General features: G+C 67.7%; 16 protein-coding genes. 12 read left to right on the forward strand and 4 right to left on the reverse strand.

The genetic code is table 11. The annotated features are described in order from the left end of the window. Positions 1 to 30: 30 nt before the first annotated feature. Positions 31 to 882, reverse strand: a complete 852-nt coding sequence (gene dapD, locus EL249_RS08265; RefSeq protein WP_005673167.1) for a 2,3,4,5-tetrahydropyridine-2,6-dicarboxylate N-succinyltransferase — start codon at positions 880 to 882, stop codon at positions 31 to 33. Positions 883 to 1,033: 151 nt separating this feature from the next. Here dapD and EL249_RS08270 point away from each other — a divergent pair, with 151 nt between their 5' ends. After that, positions 1,034 to 1,702, forward strand: a complete 669-nt coding sequence (locus tag EL249_RS08270) for a DNA-3-methyladenine glycosylase family protein (protein ID WP_005673166.1) — start codon at positions 1,034 to 1,036, stop codon at positions 1,700 to 1,702. A gap of 92 nt (positions 1,703 to 1,794) precedes the next feature. Here EL249_RS08270 and dapC read toward each other — a convergent pair whose 3' ends face one another. Beyond that, positions 1,795 to 3,027: a succinyldiaminopimelate transaminase gene (gene dapC, locus EL249_RS08275; RefSeq protein ID WP_005673165.1), complete on the reverse strand. Its 1,233-nt coding sequence runs from the start codon at positions 3,025 to 3,027 to the stop codon at positions 1,795 to 1,797. 348 nt (positions 3,028 to 3,375) lie between these two features. Here dapC and EL249_RS08280 point away from each other — a divergent pair, with 348 nt between their 5' ends. From EL249_RS08280 to EL249_RS08325, 10 genes are all read left to right on the forward strand, one after another. After that, entirely contained in the window at positions 3,376 to 4,659 is a 1,284-nt protein-coding gene (locus tag EL249_RS08280; protein WP_040531028.1) for an NAD(P)/FAD-dependent oxidoreductase, read from the forward strand. After that, positions 4,656 to 5,729: a YeeE/YedE family protein gene (locus EL249_RS08285; RefSeq protein ID WP_005673163.1), complete on the forward strand. Its 1,074-nt coding sequence runs from the start codon at positions 4,656 to 4,658 to the stop codon at positions 5,727 to 5,729. The genes EL249_RS08280 and EL249_RS08285 overlap by 4 nt, the downstream gene beginning before the upstream one ends. A 94-nt stretch (positions 5,730 to 5,823) precedes the next feature. Next, positions 5,824 to 7,155 carry an FAD-dependent oxidoreductase gene (locus tag EL249_RS08290; protein ID WP_005673162.1) on the forward strand — a complete coding sequence of 444 codons (1,332 nt, stop codon included), beginning with the start codon at positions 5,824 to 5,826 and terminating at the stop codon, positions 7,153 to 7,155. Positions 7,156 to 7,280: 125 nt separating this feature from the next. After that, positions 7,281 to 7,898: a thiosulfate oxidation carrier protein SoxY gene (locus tag EL249_RS08295; RefSeq protein WP_005673161.1), complete on the forward strand. Its 618-nt coding sequence runs from the start codon at positions 7,281 to 7,283 to the stop codon at positions 7,896 to 7,898. 12 nt (positions 7,899 to 7,910) lie between these two features. Beyond that, positions 7,911 to 8,243, forward strand: coding sequence for a thiosulfate oxidation carrier complex protein SoxZ (locus EL249_RS08300; protein ID WP_005673160.1), 333 nt, complete (start codon positions 7,911 to 7,913; stop codon positions 8,241 to 8,243). Between the two features lie 174 nt (positions 8,244 to 8,417). Continuing rightward, positions 8,418 to 11,957, forward strand: coding sequence for a chromosome segregation protein SMC (gene smc / locus EL249_RS08305; RefSeq protein WP_040529775.1), 3,540 nt, complete (start codon positions 8,418 to 8,420; stop codon positions 11,955 to 11,957). Between the two features lie 82 nt (positions 11,958 to 12,039). After that, a complete protein-coding gene (locus tag EL249_RS08310; RefSeq protein ID WP_005673157.1) occupies positions 12,040 to 13,779 on the forward strand; it encodes a cell division protein ZipA C-terminal FtsZ-binding domain-containing protein in 1,740 nt (579 codons plus the stop codon). Positions 13,780 to 13,810: 31 nt separating this feature from the next. Further along, positions 13,811 to 16,150 carry an NAD-dependent DNA ligase LigA gene (gene ligA, locus EL249_RS08315; protein ID WP_005673155.1) on the forward strand — a complete coding sequence of 780 codons (2,340 nt, stop codon included), beginning with the start codon at positions 13,811 to 13,813 and terminating at the stop codon, positions 16,148 to 16,150. A gap of 2 nt (positions 16,151 to 16,152) precedes the next feature. Beyond that, the gene (gene galU, locus EL249_RS08320; protein WP_005673153.1) at positions 16,153 to 17,055 is read left to right on the forward strand and encodes a UTP--glucose-1-phosphate uridylyltransferase GalU; all 903 of its coding nucleotides are present in this window, start codon (positions 16,153 to 16,155) and stop codon (positions 17,053 to 17,055) included. After that, a complete protein-coding gene (locus tag EL249_RS08325; RefSeq protein ID WP_005673151.1) occupies positions 17,052 to 17,960 on the forward strand; it encodes an S-methyl-5'-thioinosine phosphorylase in 909 nt (302 codons plus the stop codon). The genes galU and EL249_RS08325 overlap by 4 nt, the downstream gene beginning before the upstream one ends. 125 nt (positions 17,961 to 18,085) lie before the next feature. Here the strand turns inward: EL249_RS08325 and EL249_RS08330 are convergent, their stop codons facing one another. Both EL249_RS08330 and map read right to left on the reverse strand, forming a co-directional pair. After that, complete coding sequence (locus EL249_RS08330; protein WP_126348151.1) at positions 18,086 to 20,869, reverse strand: [protein-PII] uridylyltransferase; 2,784 nt, start codon at positions 20,867 to 20,869, stop codon at positions 18,086 to 18,088. Next, the gene (gene map / locus EL249_RS08335) at positions 20,794 to 21,594 is read right to left on the reverse strand and encodes a type I methionyl aminopeptidase (protein WP_005673149.1); all 801 of its coding nucleotides are present in this window, start codon (positions 21,592 to 21,594) and stop codon (positions 20,794 to 20,796) included. Before map ends, EL249_RS08330 begins: the two co-directional genes overlap by 76 nt. Positions 21,595 to 22,026: 432 nt before the next feature. On the opposite strand from map, the gene rpsB reads away from it, so the two are divergent. Then, a complete protein-coding gene (gene rpsB / locus EL249_RS08340) occupies positions 22,027 to 22,779 on the forward strand; it encodes a 30S ribosomal protein S2 (protein ID WP_005673148.1) in 753 nt (250 codons plus the stop codon). Positions 22,780 to 22,855: the final 76 nt, after the last annotated feature.

The following is a 22,855-nucleotide window of genomic DNA, read 5'->3' on the forward strand; positions in this document are numbered from 1 at the left end:
GTGGCCAGTCCGGATCAGGCCGGACCGGAATCAGGCATCCGCCCCGCGCAGCAGGTCATTGATGGCGGTCTTGGCCCGTGTCTGGGCATCGACCCGCTTCACGATGACGGCACACGCCAGGCTGACGCTTCCATCCTTCGACGGCAGGCTGCCCGGCACCACGACCGATCCGGAAGGAACCCGGCCGTAGTACACCTTGCCGGTCTCGCGTTCGTAGATCTTCGTGGACTGGCTGAGATACACCCCCATGGCCAGCACCGAGTTTTCCTCGACGACGACACCCTCGACCACTTCGGAGCGGGCGCCGATGAAGCAGTTGTCCTCGATGATGGTGGGGTTGGCCTGCAGCGGCTCCAGCACGCCGCCAATGCCGACCCCGCCGGAAAGATGGACATTCCTGCCGATCTGCGCGCACGAGCCCACGGTGGCCCAAGTGTCGACCATCGTGCCTTCGTCGACATAGGCGCCGATGTTGACGTAGGAGGGCATCAGCACCACGTTCCGGCCGATGAACGAGCCGCGACGGGCGACGGCGGGCGGCACGACCCGGTAGCCTGCCCTTGCAAAGTCCTCGGCACTCATGCCGTCGAACTTGGTGGGCACCTTGTCGAAGAACTGCAGCATGCCGGCCTGCATCGGCACGTTGTCGGCCAGTCGGAACGACAGCAGCACGGCTTTCTTGATCCATTGATGCACGTTCCAGCGTGCTGCGCCCTCGGCAGCGGCATCGGCCGAGCGGGTGGCCACGCGCAGCGTGCCGGCGTCCAGGTCGGCCAGCACCGATTCGACGGCCTGGCGCACGTCCTGCGGTGCGGCAGAGGGGCTGAGCGCCTGGCGGTTGTCCCAGGCGGATTCGATCAGGGCTTGTCTCGGGTCGGTCATGGGAAATCTCCTGAAGGGGCAAGGGTGGGCCGCCGGGATGGCCGATACGTGAACGGGGGGATACGGGCTGCCGTGGCGGCCATCGTGGCGGGGAGTATGGGCGGGATTCTATCGGGGATGGTGGGGCGGCGTTCTTTCGTATCATGTCCGCATGGACGAGCATGCCGACAACCCGCCCTGTTTCCGCTACGGCCAGACCGAGCTGGACCACCTGCGCACCCGGGATCCCCGTCTGGCGGTGGCCATCGACCGCATCGGGCTGATCCGGCGCGAGGTGCAGCCGGATCTCTTTCATGCGCTGGTGCACAGCATCATCGGCCAGCAGATTTCCACCAAGGCCCAGACAACCATCTGGGGCAAGATGCAGACGCGGTTTCCCGGGGTGAGCCCCGAGGTCATGGCCTCATGCGAGCTGGACGAGCTGCAGGGCGTTGGCATCACCTTCCGCAAGGCGGGCTACATTCAGGACATTGCGCGCAGCATCGTCGAGGGTCGTACCGATCTGCATGCGCTGGCCCAGCTGGATGATGAGGCGCTCTGCCATGCGCTGTCGCAGTTCAGGGGCATTGGCGTGTGGACGGCCGAGATGCTGATGCTGTTCTCGCTGCAGCGCCCGGACATCGTCAGTTACGGGGATCTGGCCATTCTGCGCGGCATGCGCATGCTCTATCGCCACCGGTCCATCACGCCGCAGCTCTTTGCCCGCTACCGTCGCCGCTACAGCCCCTATGGCAGTACGGCCAGCCTGTATCTGTGGGCGATTGCGGGCGGAGCGCTGCCGGAGCTGACGGATCCGGGCAGGCCGGGAAAGTCGAAATAACGAGAGGGCGGTTGCCCTCTGTCGGTTGAAGGCGGCGGGCAGACGCGACCTTCGCCCATCAACCTGACAAGCAGCAGGAACAGGGCGCGGCCTCACCCGATCAGCGCCGCAATCCGCCGTGCTCCTTCGATGCAGGCTTCGGGCGGGGCCACCAGCGCGATGCGCACGAATCCGTGGCCAGGGTTGCTGGCGGGGTCGTCGGGGCGCAGGCTGGAGGGGCGGCCCAGGTAGCTGCCAGGCAGCACCTTCACGTGTGCTTCATGGAAGAGGCGGGCGGTGAAGGCCTCGTCATCGCCGCCGGGCACGGGCAGCCACAGGTAGAAGCTGGCGGCCGGCATCTGCAGGGCGGGGACCACCGGTTGCAGGATGGGCAGCACGGCGTCGAATTTCTGCCGGTACAGGCGACGGTTGTCCACCACGTGGGCCTCGTCGTTCCAAGCGGCGATGGAGGCCTGCTGGAACATCGGGCTCATGGCGCAGCCGTGGTAGGTGCGGTAGCGCAGGAAGCGCGCCAGCAGGGCGGCGTCGCCGGCCACGAAGCCGCTGCGCATGCCGGGCACGTTGGAGCGCTTGGACAGGCTGGAGAAGACCACCACGCCCCGATAGTCGGTGCGGCCCAGTTGCCGGCACACCGCCAGGGCGCCCAGGGGCGGGGCGGATTCGTCGTGGTAGATCTCGGAATAGCACTCGTCGGAGGCGATGATGAAGCCGTGCCGGTCGGCCAGCGCAAACAGGGTGCGCCATTCGTCCAGGTCCATGACGGCACCGGTGGGGTTACCGGGTGAGCAGACGTAGACGAGCTTCACCTGCGGCCACAGGCTGTCGGGCACCTGGGTCCAGTCCATCCGGAAGCCGTTGTCGGGGCGCTGGTCCAGCAGGTGCAGGCGGGCACCGGCCAGCAGCGCGGCGCCTTCATAGATCTGATAGAAGGGATTGGGGGCGATGACGACCTGGGTGCCCGCGGGCGCCGGGTCGAGCATGGCCTGCGCGAAGGAGAACAGGGCCTCGCGCGAGCCGTTGACGGGCAGCACCTGGGTGGCCGCATCGACGGGGGTGTCGTAGCGGCGCCGGATCCAGGCAGCGATGGCCTCGCGTAGCGCCGGGGTGCCGGCGGTGGCCGGGTAGCTGGCCAGACCGTCCGTGGCATCGGCCAGGGCGTTCAGCACCACAGGCGGGGTGGGGTGGCGCGGTTCACCGATGGAGAGATCCACCAGCGGCAGGCTGGACGGCTGCAGGCCTGCGGGCTTGGCAGCCAGCAGCGCACGCAGGCGCTCGAACGGGTAGGGGTGCAGGAGATCAAGGCGGGGGTTGGCGGGCAGGCTCACGCGGGTGGATCGTCGTTTCAGGCAAGGGATTCTGATTATAAGGAGCGAGAATTCGTCGCAGAATGAAACGAACGGTACAATGCTCGGAACAGGAGCGGGGCCGGTGAACGGCGGCGCTTCTGCAGCAGGCCTGATCCGGGGGATTGGCCCATTGCAGTACCGACATGCAGCGGATGGCACCCGGCAGCAGACCCGAAAAAGAACACATCGGCCAGACATTGGCCGCGACAAGCCGGGAGCACCAGCAGCGCAATGACCAGCAGACCACAGCCCACGGCATCCCACGGCGGATGCCTCCTGCCCGATTTCATCGACACCGCCCTGTCCACTCGGAATGGCGATGTCCAGATGCAGACGGATGAGGCTTTCCGGCCCGGTCGCCGACAGGTGCTGGCCGCCGGGGCTGCCATGCTGGCCATGCCGGCATTCGTGCGTGCCCGGGCGGCCTCGGCTCATGTGGTGGTGGTGGGCGGCGGCTTTGGCGGTGCCACGGCGGCCCGCTATCTGCGTCAGCTGGCCCCCGAGGTGAAGGTGACGCTGGTCGAGCCGGCGACGCGCTTCTATACCTGCCCGTTCTCCAATCTCTATCTGGGGGGCTTGCGCACGTTCGAGAGCATCGGTCACGGCTATGACGGACTGCGGGCCGACGGCGTGGAGGTGGTGCATGCGCGGGCCGAGGACGTGGATGCGACGGCCAGGACCGTGCGCCTGTCCAACGGCCGCACGCTGAAGTGGGACCGGCTGGTGCTGTCGCCGGGCATCGATTTCCGCTGGGATGCGTTGCCGGGTTATGACGAGGCGGCCTCGTGGATTGCCCCGCACTCCTGGAAGGCAGGCAAGCAGACGCAACTGCTGTACAGGCAGCTGCGCGCCATGCCCGATGGCGGCACCTTCGTGATGGTGATTCCCGACCTGCCGTATCGCTGCCCGCCGGGTCCCTATGAGCGGGCCTGCATGGTGGCGCACTACTTCAAGCAGAACAAGCCGCGCAGCAAGATCCTGCTGCTGGACGCAAAGGACAATTTTTCCAAGAAGGCGCTGTTCCAGCAGGGCTGGGCGGCCAAATACGGAAACATGATCGAGTGGGTGGGCCAGTCGGATGATGGCCAGGTGCAGCGCGTGGATGTGAAGCGGGGCGAGGTGGAGACGCTCTTCGGCACCATCCACAAGGCCTCGGTGCTGAACGTGATCCCGCCGCAGCGGGCCGGGATCATCACCGAGCGGGCCGGCGTGGCCGATGCCAGCGGCTGGGTGCCGGTGCATCCTGATGGCTTCGAGTCCCGCCAGGTGAAGGACATCTATGTGCTGGGCGATGCCACGATTGCGGCGCCCATGCCCAAGTCGGGCTTCGTGGCCAACGTGCAGGGTCGCATGGCGGCGGGCGTGATTGCGGCCGACCTGACCGGGCAGCCGCGTCCGAAGCCGACCTATGCCAACACCTGCTACAGCCTGGTGGCGCCGGGCTATGCCATCTCGGTCTCGGGCCTCTACGAAGCGAAGGACGACCAGCTGGTCGAGCTGCCGGGACTGGGCACCAGCCCGCTGGATGCAGATGCGGCCTATCGCGCCCAGGAGGCCAGCAACAGCATGGGCTGGTACGAGAGCATCAGCACGGAGATCTGGGATCAATGATGCCGTCGCTGGACCTTTTCTGGGCCACTTTCGCGCTGGGATGCGTCTTCGGCGTGGCGGCACGGGCTGGAAACTTCTGCCTGCTGCGCGGGCTGCGTCAGACCCTGGCGCGTCCGGAGCCGTCGGACTGGGGCGAGGAGCAGGCGCCCCAGGGCGCGCCGGCGCTGCAGGCCTTCGCGCTGGCGCTGGCGGTGGCACTGGTCGGCACGCAGGTGCTGGCGATGCTCGGGGAGATCTCGCTGTCGCAGGTGCTGGTGGTGCGACCTCGCTTCTCGCCGCTGGGGGCGTTGACCGGTGGGTTGATGTTCGGCGTGGGCATGGCGCTGGCGCATTCCTGTGGCGCACGGGCGCTGGTGTTGCTGGCGGGCGGCAACCTGCGGTCGCTGTGGGTGCTGCTGTGGCTGGGGCTGACGGCCCAGGCCACGATGACCGGCGTGCTGGCGCCGGTGCGACAGACGCTGCAGGGCCTGCTGGTGATCGAGCCGCAGGGCGCCACGCTGCCGGGCTGGCTGGCCGCCCTGGGTGTGCCCGAGTCGGTGGCCACGGTGGCGGTGACGGCCCTGATCGTCCTTCTGCTGCTGGTGTATGCGCTGCGGCGCCCGGCCCTGCGTCATGCGCCGCTGCAATGGGTGGGCGCGCTGCTGGTGGGGGCGATGGTGGTGGCGGGCTGGTGGATCAGTGCCCACATCGATGTTGATCCGTTCGAGGAACGGCCGCTCACCTCGCTCAGCTTCATCAGCCCGGTGGCCGAGAGCTGGCTGTATCTGCAGGTGGCGGTGGGGCGCGAGCTGGCGGCCGCGGTGGCGCTGGTGCTGGGTGTGCTGGCCGGAGCCTGCGTGACGGCATTGGTCAGCGGCACGGCCCGCTGGGAAGGCTTTGGCAGTCCGCGCCGGATGGCCAGCAGTGCGCTGGGGGGCATCCTGATGGGTCTGGGCGGGGTGGTGGCCATGGGCTGCTCCATCGGCCAGGGTCTGTCCGGGCTGTCCACACTGTCGCTGGCCAGCATGCCGGCCGCATTCGGCATCGTGCTGGGGGCGCTGTGCGTGCTGCAGTGGGGTCGCCGCTACTGAGTTTCATCCCGTCAGTCCTTCGGGCGGCAGCATCCTGTCGGGAGGGTGCTGCACAAAGGACCTGTCTTTTGCGAGTGTTATAGGAATCCGTGTCATGAAACGCCGTCAAGCGCTTGCGCTGACTTCCATGCTTGCCGCCTCGGCGGCCCTGCCGCCGCTGGCATCGGCCGCACCGGCTGTGGTCTCGGGCAAGAGCAGCTTCATTCCCCGTCGCGGCAAGGGGCCGCGCATCGTCATCTGTGGAGGCGGCTGGGGCGGGCTCTCGGCTGCCCGCTACCTGCGTGAGTGGATCCCGCAGGCCGACGTGATCCTGGTGGATCGCAACCCGACCTTCTGGTCGGGGCCAATGAGCAACAAGTGGCTGGCGGACGTGGTCAGCACGGATTTCGTCAACCGCGACATCCTGCGTCCGGCCCGTACCTGGGGCTACACGCTGCTGCAGGCCGAGGTGATGGCCTTCGAGCGCGACAAGCGCCGGGTGCAGACCTCGATGGGCTGGCTGGACTACGACTACCTGATCCTGGCCGGCGGCATCCGCGATGCCTTCGACGTGTGGTTCGGCAACGACCAGCGCACGATCGACTACACGCGCATGCACTATTCCAGCGCCTATCTGCCCAACCGCGAGATGATGTCGCTGAAGCAGCGCGTGCATGCCTTCAAGGGCGGCACGCTGGTGATGACCATGCCGCCGCCGCCGCACCGCTGCCCGCCGTCGCCCTATGAGCGCGCCTGTCTCATTGCCGCGATCTTCAAGCGCAAGAAGATTCCGGGCAAGGTGGTGATCCTGGATCCGAAACCGCGTCTGGCGCCGATCAGCGCCGGCTATCAGCAGGCCTTCAAGGAGCTGTATCCGGACATCATCGTGCACGTGCCCAATGCGCAGGTGAAGTCGGTCGATCCGTACAAGCGCCACATCAGCACCAAGGCAGGTGACTTCGATTTCGACGAGGCCATCCTGATGCCGCCGCACCAGGCAGCCGACATGGTCTGGCACGCCGGCCTGATCGGCAAGGGACCGGACGGCAAGCCCACCACCTGGGGTGACATCGACAACAAGTTCTTCACGGCGAAGTCGGACGACCGGGTCTACATCATCGGTGATTCGATTGGACAGGTCTCGCCGCTGTTCGGCCATTATCCGAAGAGCGCGCACGTGGCATCCACCCTCGGCCGGATCGTGGCCAAGAACCTGTCGCAGCGCGTGGCCGGCAAGACGGTCGAGCGCATCCTGCCCGACAACCTGTGCTACATGATGGTGAATCTGGAGCCGCAGGAAGAGATCTCGGTGCTCTTTGACTACGAGCTGGATGCGCTCGGACGTATCGTTCAGAACCAGGTGGACGTGGACGTGCGGTCGGCCGACATGGTCAAGGATGATTTCGCCTGGATCAACGGCAAGTTCAGCGAGTTCCTGGTGCCGTAAGATCGGGGCTTTTCAGGACATGGCCTCTTCGGCCATCTTCATTTCATCCAACCGTCCGGTTTCGTGAATCCGGCGGGGCATGCCCCGGCCACGGGGGCCCCGCCGACGAGCCGACCTTCAGGAACATGCAGACCCTTCATCCCCTTTCCGACATGAGCGGCCGCCCGGATGCGGATACCGCTTCTTCTCCGTCCCTGCGTGCGCAGCCCGGGACCGTGCATGACCGCGGCCGGCGCAGCCTGCTGGCTGCCGGTGCCGTGGCCGCGGGGGCCACGCTGGCATTGCCGCTGCGCGCCCTGGCGCAGGCCTCTTCCACAGCCGGCGTGCTGTCACCCGAGGTGCTGGCCAAGCGGCAGGCCGAGATGCTTCTGGCGCATCCGGATGCGGTGCAGAACGTGATCACGGCCTTCGTGGATGGCAGGACGCCCAGCGCCAAGGGCCTTCTGCTGGACGTGGCCATGCTGGCCGACAACCCCAGCGCCGTGCCGGTGCGCGTCAGTGTCGATCCCTCTCTCATCACTGAATCGAACTGGTGCGAGGAACTGATCATCCTGGCCGAGAAGAACCCCATTCCGCTGGCCTGCCGGATGTACTTCACGCCGCTGGCCGGGGTGGCCGAGGCAGCGGTTCGGGTGCGGCTGGCGCGTTCTCAGGCCATCCACGCACTGGCGCGGATGAAGGATGGGCAGATCCTGGAGGCCCGCAGGGACGTGACGGTGGCCGCCAGCGGCTGCGGCATGTAAGGGGGAAAGACGATGAGCACATCCACACCACCGCGTATCTGGACCAGCACGCTCACGCCGAAGAAGGGCGAGATGGTGCGTGTGCGTGCACAGATCAGCCACCGCATGGAGACCGGCCTTCGGCTGGACGGGCACGGGCAGATCAAGCCGCGCGACATCGTGACCCGCTTCGAGGCCCGTCTGGGCGAGGGGCTGCTGTACTCCTGGGAGCCTGGGCCGGCCACGGCGCGCAACCCGTACATCGAGTTCACCTTCCTGGCGCGTGAAAGCGGCGAGCTGCGCCTGTCGTGGAAGGGTGACGGGGACTTCACGCTGGAGGCGACGCGCACCATCACGGTGCAGTGAGTCCGCGATTCTGTTGCCCCGGACACACGTGTCGAAAAACCGTGCAGTCCGGGGCGGGAACGGGCGGGGCCTTGCTATCATACGGGCCTTTCCCGGATGCGAAAGTGGGCTGTCCAGGCCCTCACGGCCCCATCGGCAGCGTTCGTCATCCGTCGTCTGTTCCAAAGGGTTTTCGTGCGCCTCAAGCAAGTCAAGCTCGCAGGCTTCAAGTCATTCTGTGATCCGACCACCTTCGAGCTGCCCAGCCAGCTGGTGGGCATCGTCGGTCCCAATGGCTGCGGCAAGTCGAACATCATCGATGCCACCCGCTGGGTGCTGGGTGAGTCGCGCGCCACCGAGCTGCGCGGCGAGTCGATGCAGGACGTGATCTTCAACGGCTCGCTGGAGCGCAAGCCCTCGTCGCGCGCCAGCGTGGAGCTGGTGTTCGACAACAGCCTGGGCCGCATCGGCGGGGCGTGGGGCGGCTTTGCCGAGATCTCGGTCAAGCGTGTGCTCACGCGTGAGGGGCAGTCCACCTACTACATCAACCAGCAGCCAGTACGTCGCAAGGACGTGCACGACATCTTCCTGGGCACGGGCCTGGGGCCACGTGCCTACGCCATCATCGGGCAGGGCACCATCTCGCGCATCATCGAGGCCAAGCCCGACGAGCTGCGCGTGTTCTTCGAGGAGGCCGCCGGCGTCTCCAAGTACAAGGAGCGCCGCCGCGAAACCGAAAACCGCCTCGCCGACACGCGCGAGAACCTCACCCGTGTGGAGGACATCCTGCGCGAGCTGCACGGGCAGATCAGCAAGCTGGATGCGCAGGCCGAGGTGGCGGGCCGTTACCGTGCCATGGAGGCCGAGCGGACACAGAAGCAGCAGTGGCTGTGGCTGATCAAGCGCGATGATGCGCAGGCCGAGCAGCAGCTGCTGGAGAAGACGGCCGAGAGTCTGGATCTGGAGATCGAGGGGTTGCAGACCGGGCTGCGCTCGGCCGAGAACCGCATGGAGACGCTGCGCGAGGCGGTGCACCAGGCCAATGACGAGGTGAGCCGCTGTCAGGCCGCCTACTATGAGGTCAACAGCGAGATCTCCACGCTGGAATCGCAGATCCGGATGATTGCGCAGAACCGCAATCAGGCCCAGGCTCGCCTGAAGTCGCTGGAAGAACAGATCCAGTCGGCGCGGGCGCTGTCCGAGGGCGGGCTGCAGCGCCGCCAGGAAGTGGAGGCGCAGCTGGAAGAAGCCCGCGAGCAGCAGGCCACGGCCGAGATGGCGCTGGCCGAGGCGGAAGAACAGCTGGCGGCCTGCGAGGACGAGGAGCGCGAACGGCGCGAAGCGCTGGAATCCGCGCGTCAGGCCGCGCACACGGCCCAGCAGGCGCTGCAGGTGGGGCGCGTGGAGCGTCGCTCCCATGAAGAGGCACTGGCGCAGATGCAGGAGCGCCGCCAGCGGCTGCAGGCTTCGCTGTCGCAGCTGGGTGACGATGCGTCGGATCAGCTGGAGCGGCTGGCGCTGGAGCTGGGCGCTGCGCAGGAGGAAGAGGCGCGCACGGCCGAGCAGCAGCAGACGCTGGAGGCTCGTCTGGCCGAGGTCCAGGCCGAGCGGGGCCCTGCACAGGAGGCCCTGCAGGCGGCCGTGACCAAGACCACCACCATCGAGGCGCGCATGGCGGTGCTGGAACAGCTGCAGGCGCGCATGCAGGGCGAGAACCAGATGCGCCCCTGGCTGGAGAAGCACGGCCTGGGCGAGGACACCGAGCGCATCTGGCAGTACATCCGCATCGAGCCCGGCTGGGAAACGGCCGTGGAAGCGGTGCTGCGCGAGCGGGTGCACGCGCTGGAAGCGAAGAGCGTGCAGCAGGTGGCTGCCATGCTGCAGGAGGCCCCCCCGGGCAAGGTGGGGCTGTTCCTGACGGACCTGCCTGCGGGGGCAGCGCCGCTGCCGGCCCGGCCGGCCGGGCGGCTGGTGCCGCTGGCCTCGCTGGTGCGCTGCCAGGATGCGCGGCTCAAGCCCATCATGGCCGAGTGGCTGGATGGCTTCTTCAGCGCCGAATCCACCGAGGCGGCCTTTGCCGGTCGGGGGCAGCTGCCCCCGGGCGGGCGCTTCGTGGTGCGGGAAGGTCATGCCATCGGCCGCTTCGACGTGGTGCTGTTCGCCATGGATTCGGAAGGCGAGGGCGTGCTGGCCCGCCAGCAGGAGCTGCAGAACCTGGAGCGCGAGCTGCGGGCGCAGCAGCTGCTGGGTGACGAGGCCCGCCAGCAGGCCGAGCGCATTGATGCCATGGCAGCACAGCTGGCCGAGCAGGTGCGCGCAGCGCGCGATGCCAGCGCCCGGGCGGTGCGACGGGTGTCAACGGCCACCATCGAGCATGAGCGGCTGGCCCAGGCGGTGAGAAGCCGCGAGGAAAGCCGTCAGCGGCTCTCGGAAGAGATCGAGGAGCTGGCCATGCGCCAGGCCGGGCGCGAGGAAGCGCTGCAGGCACTGGTGGACGGGCTGGCCGAGGCCGAGGAGAAGGCCGAGGTGGCCAGCGAGGAACTGGCGGCCGCGCGCGAGGCGGCCGAGATGCTGGAGACCACGCTGTCGAGCCGGCGCGACCATGCCCGCGAGAGCGAGCTGGCCGTGCGCGAGAGTGCCTACGCGGTGCGCTCGCTGGAGCAGGAGATCGACAACCTGCGCGAGCGCATCGCCCGCGCGGACGAGCAGCTGGCGCAGGCCGACGGCAACCGCGAGCGGCTGCTGGCCGATCTGGAAGGGATGTCGGACGAGGCGCTGCGCGAGCAGCTGGAAGTGATGCTGGAGCGGCGCATGGAAGCGGAGCAGGCGCTTTCGGAGGCCCGCGGGCTGGCCGACGAGCGTTCGGGCGAGCTGCGCCGGCTGGACGAGGAGCGGCTGCGTGCCGAGCGCGGCCAGGAGCCGCTGCGTCAGCGGCTGATCGAGCTGCGCATGAAGGAGCAGGCCGCACGCCTGACGGCCGAGCAGATGGACGAGGCGCTCGCCGAGGCGTCGGCCGATCTGGCCGAGCTGAAGGCGTCGCTTGAGGCGCAGCCGCAGCGGCCCAAGCCGTCGTGGCTGCAGAGCGAGGTGAGCCGGCTGGCGCAGGCGGTGGCCCGGCTGGGGCCGGTGAACCTGGCGGCGCTGGACGAGTTGACAGCGGCGCGCGAGCGCGAGGTGTTCCTGAACACCCAGTCCACCGACCTGCAGGAGGCGATGGCCACGCTGGAGAACGCCATCCGCACTATCGACCAGGAAACCCGGTCGCTGCTGCAGTCCACCTACGATACCGTCAACGCCGAGTTCGGTCGGCTTTTCCCGATGCTCTTCGGGGGCGGCGAGGCACGGCTGGTGCTGACCGGTGGTGAAATCCTGGATGCGGGGGTGCAGGTGTTCGCGCAGCCCCCGGGCAAGAAGAACGCTTCCATCCACCTGCTTTCAGGGGGTGAGAAGGCATTGACCGCCATTGCGCTGGTCTTTGGTATCTTCAAGCTGAATCCGGCGCCGTTCTGCCTGCTGGACGAGGTGGATGCGCCGCTGGACGACGCAAACACGGAACGTTACGCGAAGATGGTGGCGGCGATGTCCGAGGAAACGCAGTTCATCTTCATCTCGCACAACAAGATCGCCATGGAAATGGCCCATCAACTGATCGGCGTGACGATGCAGGAGAAGGGGGTTTCCCGCCTGGTGGCGGTGGACCTGACCTCTGCGGTCGAACTCGCCGAGGCCGCCTGATGCCGCAGGATCGACAGCATCGTTACCGGATGCTCACACCTGCGGTGGAATCCGGTCGTCATTTACAGTCAGGGGAACACTTTTGAGCACGCTTACATGGAGCATCATCGCGCTGGTCGTCGTGGTGCTGGTCATCGTCATTGCCCACAACCTGTGGCAGGGCCGTCGTCGGCGCCAGCAGGCTTCCGCACTCGGCCTGCGCAAGGGGTATTTCGATGATGATCCCCAGACGCTGACCGGCGGGGCCGGTCCGGATGACGAGTCGTCCCCGCGCCGGGGGCGCGGTCGCCGCGAGCCCGTGATGCGGGGGGCAGCACGGCAGGTTCCGCCCGATCTGGCCGCCCGTCCGGCACGCTTCGAGGGCGAGGATTCGCGCTCGCTCCGCAAGGGTGGGCCGTCCAGTGATCCGGCCGATCGGCACCCGTCTCTGGCGCTGGATGACGAGGACTACATCGAGACGCCGTTCGAGAACCCGGCGGCCGTGCGCCCCTGGAGCAGTGCCGAGGATGGGGCCCGTGTCGAGGCCGCACGCCGGGCCGAGGCCCAGGCGCTGGCATCGCGCCGCATTCCGGACAGTCTGCGCCGGGAGTCGGCCCGTGACGGGCATTCGCCCGTGCATGCCGGACAGACTGATGCTGGCCATGACCGTCACGGTGCACGGGACGAGGGGCGCGATGCGCCGTTCGAGGCGGCCGGAACCCGGGTCGGCCGAGGCCGCACGGCCGGCGCTCACCGGGCGGATGCGGATGATTCCCGGATGGAGGCGTCAATGGCACGCCCTGCGGTCGATCATGACGGCGGCGGGGCCGAGCATCCGGCAGAGGAGGATTCGTCGGCGGCACAGCGCATGACGCGTGGTGTGGCCAGCCAGGGGACGCCGGAGGACGATGACCGGCGCGGCAGCCATCGGGACGCATCGCCCACATCGGTTGCGGCAGATGATGGCGAGGCCGACGGGCAGCGTCGAGTGGACGACGTGTCGCCGGCTCAGGCAGATGACATCGAGGCCGAAGGGGCAGAGGCCGTACCGGCCGAGGTGGCCGAGCCCGATCCGCTGCCTGACGCCCAGGTCGAGCACGTGGTGATCCTGGAGCCGCCCGCTCCGGTCAATACCGACCGGCTGGTGGCGCTCACCTCGTCGCTGCGTCACGTGGGCAGCAAGCCGGTCCGCATCGAGGTCGAGCGGCTGGGCAGTCACTGGGGGCCGCTGACGGCGGGCGAGAAGGCGGTGCGCATCCGCTGCAGCCTGCTGCTGGCCAACCGCCAGGGGCCGCTCAATGCGGTCGAGCTGTCGGACTTCAACGCGGCCATCGAGTCGCTGGCCAGCAAGCTTCAGGCACCGGTCAACATTCCCGACATGGCGCCGATCCTGCGCAACGCGCGTGACCTGGATACGCTGGCGGCGCGGCTCGACACCCAGATTGAGGTGCGCGTCGAGCTGCCCGAGGCCGCCGAGCCCAATCGGGTGGCGGGGGTGGTGCGCCATCTGGGGCTGTCCGAGCGTGGCAACGGCCGCTACGAGGCCTTTGCCGACTCGGGGGATTCGCTGTTCACGCTGGCTTTCAACCAGACGCGCGATCAGATCGACTTCATGCTGGATGTGCCCCGCACGGCCGAGAAGTACGAGGCCTGGGAGGGCATGGTGGCCTGCGCCCAGAGCATGGCCCAGGCGCTGGGCGGACGGCTGGTGGACAGCAGCGGCCGTGGTCTGTCGGTCGGCATGATCGGCACCGTGTCGCGTCAGTTGGCCCGTCGCTACGCTGAACTGGCCCAGGTCGGCCTTGCGGCGGGAAATGCCGCTGCGTTACGAGTATTTCACTGAGTAATCGCGCCGGGCTTGTTACACTTGCCCGATGCACACTGAACCTGTCCCGATTGCCAAGCCTGCCGACGCCGCGCCCGACGATGTCCCTGCCGACATTCGGGCGCGCGTCCAGACGTTGCGTGCCGAGCTGCTGGCACACAACCGGGCCTACTACGAAGAAGACGCCCCCACGGTCGAGGACAGTGTCTACGACGGTCTTTTCCTGGAGCTGCAGCAGCTCGAGGCCCGCTGGCCGGCGCTGCTGACCCCCGATTCACCCACCCAGCGGGTGGGCTCGGCCCCCTCGGCCGGTTTCGGCACCGTCACGCACCGGGTGCCCATGCGCTCGCTGTCCAATGCCTTCAGCGAGGCTGATGTCCTGGCGTTCGACCGTCGGCTGAAGTCGCTGCTGGGGGTGACGGAGGACTTTGCCTTCAGCGCCACCCCCAAGCTGGATGGCCTGGCCGCCACGTTGCGCTACGAGCACGGCCGGCTGGTGCAGGGTGCCACCCGGGGCGATGGCGTCACGGGCGAGAACATCACGGCCAACCTGCGTACAGTGCGCGGCGTACCCGCGCAGCTCTCTGGCCCGGCCCCCGAGGTGCTGGAGGTACGGGGCGAGGTGCTGATGCTGAAGGAGGACTTCCTGGCGCTGAACCGTGCGCAGGAGGCCCGGGGCGACAAGCTCTTTGCCAATCCGCGCAATGCGGCTGCCGGAAGCCTCCGCCAGCTGGATGCGCGGGTCACGGCCAGCCGGCCGCTCACCTTCTACGCCTATGGCATCGGTGAAGTCAGTGATCCAGATCAGGTGCCTGCCTCGCAGCACGGCATGCTGGTGTGGCTGGGCACGCTGGGTTTCCTGCCGCCACCGGGGGCGGAGCGCGTGCAGGGCGTTTCGGCGCTGCTGGATTACTACCGTCATACTGGCAGCGTGCGTGCCACGCTGCCCTACGCCATTGATGGCGTAGTCTATCAGCTGGATGACCGTCACCTGCAGGAGCAGGCCGGTTTCGTGGCCCGCGCACCCCGTTTCGCACTGGCCCACAAGTATGCGGCCGAAGAGGCCGTCACCACGCTGCAGGACATCTTCGTGCAGGTGGGGCGCACCGGGGTGCTCACGCCCGTGGCCCGGCTTGAGCCGGTGTTCGTGGGGGGCGTGAACGTCTCCAACGCCACGCTGCACAATGAGGACGAGGTCCGCCGCAAGCATCTTCTGATCGGTGACCGTGTCATCGTGCGTCGTGCCGGCGACGTGATTCCCGAGGTGGTCGGTGTGGTGCTGGATCAGCGCCCGGCCGACGCCCGCGAGTTCCGCATGCCCAGCCAGTGCCCGGTCTGCGGCTCGGCCGTGCAGCGCCTGCCCAGCGAGGCCAACTGGCGCTGCGTGGGCGGTCTTTTCTGCAGCGCGCAACGCAAGCGCGCGCTCTGGCATTTCGCGCACCGGCGTGCCATGGACATCGACGGTCTGGGGGACGTGCTGGTCGAGCAGCTGGTGGATGGCAACCTCGTGCATGAGCCTGCCGACCTGTATCGGCTGGATGCCGCCACCCTGCAGGCCCTGCCGCGCATGGGCGAGAAGTCCGCGGCCAACCTGCTGGCTGCCATCGACGGATCGCGCCACCCGTCGCTCGAGCGCTTCCTGTTCGCGCTGGGCATCCGTGCGGTGGGCGAAGAGGCTGCCCGAGTGCTGGCACGGGCCTTTGGGGATTTGGAAGGCTTCCTGGCGGCCGATTGGGCTACATTGCTGGAAGAGAAGGCGGCGACGCTCAAGGAGAACGAGCGCCGTCGCAGTCGGGGTGAACGACCCCTGCCGGTGCCGCTTGACGGCATCGGGCCTGAAATCATCGGCAGCGTCTCGGCCTTCCTGGGCGAGGCGCACAACCGGGATTCGATCGCGCATCTGCGTGCCGTCGGGGTCGAGCCCCGCCCGGTGCAGGGTGCACGGTCGGCCGCACGTCCCGGCGTGCCGTCCTTCGGGCAGGGTGAGCTCGCCCTGGCGGCGCAGGATGGGCAGCCTCGCGGCGCCGATCCGACAACCGTCGACGCTTCGGCTGTCGACGGGGTGGCCAGCCCGGGCGTTATGGATGAGACATCCGGCGCGGGCGAAGCGGTTCCGCCCGGTCTGGATGCCGCAACCTGGGCGGCCGCCGTGGCCCGGCAGCCGTTTGCCGGCCAGTCGATCGTCGTCACCGGCACGCTGGAGCATCTCAGCCGCGATCAGGCGGAGGCAATGATCCGCGCGCTGGGGGGCAAGCCCGCTGGTTCGGTCTCGGGACGCACCGCCTTCGTCGTGGCCGGAGAGAACGCCGGCTCGAAACTCACCAAGGCCCGAAGTCTGGGAATCTCCGTTCTTGCAGAAGCAGATTTTTTCAACAAAATCGGTAATTGATCATGGCCAACAACCGCGTTCGCAAAGCTGTATTCCCTGTCGCCGGGCTGGGTACCCGCTTCCTTCCCGCCACCAAGGCGCAGCCCAAGGAGATGCTGCCGATCGTCGACCGACCGCTGATCCAGTATGCGGTGGAAGAGGCAGCGGCTGCCGGCATCACCGAGATGATCTTCATCACCGGGCGCAACAAGCGCAGCATCGAGGATCACTTCGACAAGGCCTATGAGCTGGAGTCCGAGCTGCAGGCCAAGGGCAAGGACAAGCTGCTGGAAACCGTCAAGGAATCGCTGCCCAGTGGCGTGAACTGTGTCTACATCCGCCAGGCCGAGCCGCTGGGCCTGGGCCACGCGGTGCTGTGTGCCCGCGAGGTGGTGGGCAACGAGCCGTTCGCCATCCTGCTGGCCGATGACCTGATGCAGCCGGCTCCCGGTGGCGATCCGGTGCTGAAGCAGATGGTCGACCTGCACAACCGGCAGCACGCCAGCGTGCTGGCCGTGCAGGAAGTGCCGCGCGAGGAAACCAGCGCCTACGGTATCGTGTCCAGCACGCCGTGGGCCGAGCGCACCAGCCGTATCACCGGCATGGTGGAAAAGCCGAAGCCCGAGGAGGCTCCGTCCACGCTGGCTGTCGTGGGCCGCTACCTGCTGTCGCCGATGATCTTCGATCACCTGGCCAACGTGAAGCCGGGCGCCGGTGGCGAGATCCAGCTGACTGATGCACTGGCACAGCTCATCCATGACCAGCCGGTGCTGGCCTACGCCTTCGAGGGCCGTCGCTATGACTGCGGTTCGAAGATCGGCTACCTGGAAGCCACGGTCGAGCTGGGCCTGCAGCACCCCGAGGTCGGTGCCGAGTTCCGTGCCTTCCTGGAAGCGAAGGCCGCCGAGCTGGGCCTGGTGAAGTGATCGACGGCATCGACGACAGCATGGCACCGGCACTGGCTGCGGCCAGCATGCCGGTGGACCGGCCGGTGGTCGGCATCATCGGCGGCAGTGGCCTGCTGAATCTGGCTGGGCTGGAAGACGTGCACCGCAAGGTGGCGCGCACGCCCTGGGGCCAGACCTCCGGCGCGCTGTCGTTCGGGCGGCTGGCCGGGGTGCCGGTGGTGTTCCTGGCGCGGCACGGCTACGGCCACACCATCGCGCCGCATGACATCAACTACCGGGCCAACGTCTGGGCGCTGCGCGAGGCCGGCGTGAAGGCCCTGATCGCCTGCTCGGCGGTGGGGGGCATTCGTGATGACCTGCTGCCAGGCACGCTGGTGGTGCCCGATCAGATCATCGACTACACCTGGGGGCGCGCTGTCAGCTACTTCAGTGGCGAGGACCAGCCCGTGGTGCACATCGATTTCAGCCATCCCTACGACGCCACGCTGCGTCGCCGGCTGATCGAGGCGGCGCAGGCCGTGGGGCAGCCGCTGGCGACTGATGGCTGCTACGGCTGCACCCAGGGCCCCCGCCTGGAAACGTTGGCCGAGGTGCGCCGCTACCGGCGCGATGGTTGCGACATGCTGGGCATGACGGCCATGCCCGAGGCGGCGCTGGCCCGTGAACTGGATCTGCCGTATGCGATGCTGGCGGCGGTGGCCAACCGTGCTGCCGGTCTGCCTGCAGCCGGCCTTGCGGCGGGTGATGCCGCTCAGACGGGCCACCCGGGGCGCATCGTGCCGGACGTGGCCATCGCCCAGGCCAACGGTGGGGCGAAGGATGAAACCCAGGATGACCTGGCGCTGCAGATCTCGGCTGCGCTGTCCGCTGCCATGCCCAAGCTGTTGAAGGTGCTGACGAGGGCCGTGACGCAGATGGCCTGAAGAGGCCTGATTGTCCAGTCCCCGAAAGATGCCTGCCCGGTGCCGATGCTGGCCCTGGGCGGGCATTTCCGTTTCCGGGGCATGGATCCTTCCGGCAGGTCGCGGGCAGGCGCTGCCGCCCGGGGCTACAGGATCTCCAGCAGTTCCTTTTCCAGCTTCAGCCGCTCGGCCTCGGTGTGCAGGTTGTCGGAGCCGATGGTGAAGCTGTCTTCGGCGCGCTCGCCCAGCGTGGCGATGCGTGCCCCGAAAAGTTCCACCGCGTTGTTGGCCAGAATGCGCGCCAGGTCGTACAGCAGTCCGGGGCGGTCGGTGGCCGTGATCGACAGCAGGTAGCGCTGGCCGGCCTCATCGGGGCGCAGGTCGATGCGCGGGGGCAGCGGGAAGGCGCGCGAACGACGTGACAGGCGGCTGGGACCGGCGGGCTTGAGCTGTCCGGGGTCCAGGGGGGCATCCAGCAGACGGGTCAGTTCGGCTTCCAGGCGGGTGAGCTGTTCGGGAGGCAGGCGGCGCTGGTCGGTCGTCATCACCTCGAAGCTGTCCAGCGCCATGCCGTGGCGGGTGGTGTGCACGCGGGCCTCCAGAATGGAGAGCCGCTGCTGGTCGAAGAAGCGGCAGATGCGTGCGAAGAGCGCCGGCTTGTCCATCGTGAAGATCAGGAACTCGATACCGTCGCCCACGCCGCTGGCACGGGTATGCACGCTGGTGCGGCGCTCGTCGGCGTGCGCATGCAGCATCTCGGTGTGCCAGGCCAGGTCCTGCGGGTCATGGCGCAGGAAGTAACCGATATCCAGCGTGTTCCAGAAGGCCTGGTAGGCATCGTCGGGGATGCCCCGTTCGCGCAGCAGCCCGGCAGCCGCCTGGCGGCGCACGTCCATCTGCGTGGCGGGACGGGTGGTGTGGCCGCTGAGGTAGGCCAGCGTGGCCCTGTACAGGTCTTCCAGCAGCTTGCCCTTCCAGGCGTTCCAGACCCGGGCGCTGGTGCCGCGGATGTCGGCGACCGTGAGCAGATACAGGGCCGTGAGCCGACGGGGGGTCTGTACCCGCTGGGCGAACTCCGCAATCACCTCGGGGTCGGCCAGATCGCGTTTCTGGGCGGTCATCGACATGGTGAGGTGCTCGCGCACCAGAAAGCCCAGCAGACGCTGGTCGTCGCCGGTGATGCCGTGGGTACGGCAGAAGCGCAGCACGTCGCGCTCGCCCAGCTTCGAGTGGTCGCCGCCGCGCCCCTTGGCGATGTCATGAAAGAGGGCCGCCACGATCAGCAGCCAGGGCGACTCGAAATCGCTCATCAGCTGGCTGCAGAACGGGTACTCGTGCACGTGCTCGGCCATCATGAAGCGGCGCAGGTTGCGCACCACCATCAGCGTGTGCTGGTCGACCGTGTAGACGTGGAAGAGGTCATGCTGCATGCGGCCCACGATGTGCCGGAAGGGCGCAAGATAGCGTCCCAGCACCGACCACTGGTTCATCAGCCGCAGCGTGTGGGTGATGCCGGGCGGGGTCTGCAGGATGGCCAGGAAGCAGGCGCGGTTGATCGGATCGTGCCGGTAGGCGCCGTCGATGCGGAAGCGCGCATGCCAGAGGGCGCGCAGCGTGCGCACCGTCATGCCGTTGAGCGAGCGGTTCTGCTGCAGCACGCGGAAGGCACGCAGGATCAGCCGGGGATCGCGCTCGAAGTCCTGCGGGTTGCGCAGGTCCAGCTGGTCGTCAATCTGGTCGAAATGGTCGTCCAGCCGGCGGGCCGGACCCGGATGCTGGCGCAGCAGGCGGATCTCCAGCGACTGCAGCAGCAGCGTGCTCAGTTGCGTGATGCCCTTGGCCGCCAGGTAGTACTGCTGCATCAGCTTTTCCGAGAGCGCGCGCGGGCCTTCCCCCTTCAGGTGCATGGCCTGGGCCACGGCGGGCTGCAGGTCGAAGATCAGCCGATCCTCGCGCCGGCCCGACAGGATGTGCAGCCAGGCGCGGATGCGTTTGAGAAGTCGCTCGTAGCGCTGCAGCTGGCTGGCTTCCAGCGGTTCGATGACGCCGGCGCGCACCAGTGACACCCAGGCCTGCCCGAAGCCGGCGGCGCGGCTGATCCAGGCCACCACCTGCAGGTCGCGCAGGGCGCCCGGGCTTTCCTTGCAGTTGGGCTCCAGGCTGTAGGGAGTGTCTTCGTACTTCTGGTGACGCTGGCGCATCTCCAGCAGCTTGTCGCGCAGAAAGAGCGGCAGCTGCAGCTGGCCGGCCATGGCCTCGCTCAGCTGGCGTGCGGCCCGCCGGTGGCCGGTGAGCTGGCGGCGCTCCAGCAGTGCCGTCATCGCGGTGATGTCCTCGCGGGCGGCCTGAGCGCACTGGGCAGGCGTGCGCACGCTGTGGCCGATTTCCAGGCCAATGTCCCAGCAGGCGCCGATGAAGCGCTCGATGTGGGCGATGGTGTCGTCGGACAGGGCAGGGGCGGGAGAAGCCGTCGTTGCGTCTGCCGGGGCGCTGGCGGACGGAGTGTCGTGTGCGCCCACCGATGGACTGTTGGCCGGAGAGGCCTGGGGTACCGGAGGGACAGTGTTCGCCGACGTTGCTGCTGCATTGCGAGCCTGTTCGGGCTCCGGCGCCAGCAGCAGCAGGTCCACGTCGGAAGCGGGTTGAAGTTCGCCGCGGCCATAGCCCCCAACGGCGAACAGCGCCCAGTCGGGCGGCATGTCAGCCAGCTTCCAGAGCTTCTTCAGCAGGTGGTCGGTGTCACGGGCCAGTCCGTGCATCAGCAGCCCGATGCGCTGGTCGGCGCGGAAGCGCTCGATGCGCGCGGTGCGCATCCGTTCGCGCTCATCGCGCAGGGCGGCGATGTCGTCGGGCGTCAGGCCGGCAGTTCGGGTTTCGGCGGCGTGCCCGCCGACACGGTCAGCACTTCGTAGCCGGTTGGTGTCACGCACAGCATGTGCTCCCATTGTGCCGACAGGCTGTGGTCCTTGGTGACGACGGTCCAGCCATCGGCCAGTTGGCGAATCTCGCGGCGTCCGGCGTTCAGCATCGGCTCGATGGTGAAGATCATGCCGGGCTCCAGCTTGGGACCGGTGCCGGGGCGCCCGTAGTGCAGCACCTGGGGATCTTCATGGAAGTTGCGGCCGATGCCGTGGCCGCAGAACTCGCGCACGATGGAAAAGCCCTGTTTCTCGGCATAGGTCTGGATGACGTGGCCGATGTCGCCCAGGCGTGCGCCGGGCCGCACCTGCTCGATGCCCAGCCACAGGCACTGCCAGGTGACGTCCACCAGACGCTTGGCCAGCACCGAGGGCTGGCCGATCATGAACATGCGGCTGGTGTCGCCGTGGAAGCCGTCCTTGATGACCGTGACATCAATGTTGAGGATGTCGCCGTTCTTGAGCTTGCGCTCCCCGGGGATGCCGTGGCAGATCTGGTGGTTGATCGACGTGCAGATCGACTTGGGGTAGGGCGAATGGCCGGGAGGGGCGTAATTGAGCGGCGCGGGGATCGTGCCCTGCACGTCGGTCATGTAGGCGTGGCAGAGACGGTCCAGCTCCTCGGTGGTGGTGCCCGCCACCACGAAGGGGGTGATGTAGTCCAGAAGCTCGGCCGCCAGTCGGCCGGCAACACGCATTTTCTCGATTTCTTCCGGGGTCTTGATTCTGATGGACATGGTGGGGAGCAAGGCGGGATCAGGACTGCATGTTAACTGATTCGCCGTCGCAGGGCCGGCCGGCCCGGACCATGGGGGCTGCCGGCACGAGAAGTCCGGCTGGCCTCCTGTCTGGTTCTGCGTTGCAATCTGCAGCATCCTGATGTCATCTCCCGTCAGATGGCATCGGCACGCGGGCGCATTGGATGCTAGAATCACGGGCGCTGCCGGGCGCGGTCTCCCTTCCAGGTGGGGCCGGGCACCGGCGGCTTTCAGAAGGCCCCGGGTCGATGCGACTTCCGGCCGCCGCCGCATCCCGCGGCGCAGCGGCCCCTGCCGCGGAACAAGGGTGCCCGTCCTGTCGGCCACACATCATTCAAGAGCTGCCGGGTGCGGGTTGGTTCCGTGCTGGTCCCGGGGTATTGTCAACCCTGTATCGGAGTTTTTCCCTTCATGTCAGTCACCATCCGCCAGATGCTCGAAGCCGGTGTCCACTTCGGACACCAGACCCGGTTCTGGAACCCGCGCATGGCCCCCTACATCTTCGGCCATCGCAACAAGATTCACATCATCAACCTGGAAAAGACCCTGGTCAAATACCAGGAAGCCACCCGCTACCTGCGTCAGCTGGCAGCCAATGGCGGCACCATCCTGTTCGTGGGCACCAAGCGTCAGTCGCGCGAGATCATCGCCGAAGAAGCTGCACGCGCCGGCATGCCCTACGTCGACGAGCGTTGGCTGGGCGGCATGCTCACCAACTTCAAGACGGTCAAGGGCTCCATCAAGCGCCTGAAGGACATGGAACAGGCCGTGGAAGACGGCGCCCTGGACCAGATGACCAAGAAGGAAGCGCTGCTCTTCACCCGTGAACTGGCCAAGCTGACCTCCAGCCTGGGCGGCATCAAGGACCTGAACGGCCTGCCGGACGCGCTGTTCATCGTTGACGTCGGCTATCACAAGATCGCCGTCACCGAGGCCCGCAAGCTGGGCGTGCCCATCGTCGGCGTGGTCGACACCAACCACTCGCCCGAAGGCATCGACTACGTCATCCCGGGTAACGATGACTCGGGTCGTGCCGTGCGCCTGTACGCCCGTGGCGTGGCCGACGCCATCCTGGAAGGCAAGGCTGCCCGCCTGCAGGAAACCGTCAAAGCTGCCACCGAGGAAGACGAGTTCGTCGAGGTCGGCACCGAGGAAGAGGCCTGATCGGCCACGACCGGCCGTCTGGGCACGGACCCGGGCCGGTCGTCAAGGACAGCCGGTGTCGCCTTGAGCGTCCCGG

It is taken from the genome of Lautropia mirabilis (assembly GCF_900637555.1).
GTDB lineage: Bacteria > Pseudomonadota > Gammaproteobacteria > Burkholderiales > Burkholderiaceae_E > Lautropia > Lautropia mirabilis.

Coding starts and splice junctions, on each gene's coding strand:
- galU (WP_005673153.1), top strand. CDS start 16,153: ATGGCCAACAACCGCGTTCGCAAAGCTGTATTCCCTGTCGCCGGGCTG.
- EL249_RS08290 (WP_005673162.1), top strand. CDS start 5,824: ATGAAACGCCGTCAAGCGCTTGCGCTGACTTCCATGCTTGCCGCCTCG.
- ligA (WP_005673155.1), top strand. CDS start 13,811: ATGCACACTGAACCTGTCCCGATTGCCAAGCCTGCCGACGCCGCGCCC.
- rpsB (WP_005673148.1), top strand. CDS start 22,027: ATGTCAGTCACCATCCGCCAGATGCTCGAAGCCGGTGTCCACTTCGGA.
- EL249_RS08270 (WP_005673166.1), top strand. CDS start 1,034: ATGGACGAGCATGCCGACAACCCGCCCTGTTTCCGCTACGGCCAGACC.
- EL249_RS08295 (WP_005673161.1), top strand. CDS start 7,281: ATGCAGACCCTTCATCCCCTTTCCGACATGAGCGGCCGCCCGGATGCG.
- EL249_RS08280 (WP_040531028.1), top strand. CDS start 3,376: ATGCAGACGGATGAGGCTTTCCGGCCCGGTCGCCGACAGGTGCTGGCC.
- map (WP_005673149.1), bottom strand. CDS start 21,594: ATGTCCATCAGAATCAAGACCCCGGAAGAAATCGAGAAAATGCGTGTT.
- EL249_RS08300 (WP_005673160.1), top strand. CDS start 7,911: ATGAGCACATCCACACCACCGCGTATCTGGACCAGCACGCTCACGCCG.
- dapD (WP_005673167.1), bottom strand. CDS start 882: ATGACCGACCCGAGACAAGCCCTGATCGAATCCGCCTGGGACAACCGC.
- EL249_RS08285 (WP_005673163.1), top strand. CDS start 4,656: ATGATGCCGTCGCTGGACCTTTTCTGGGCCACTTTCGCGCTGGGATGC.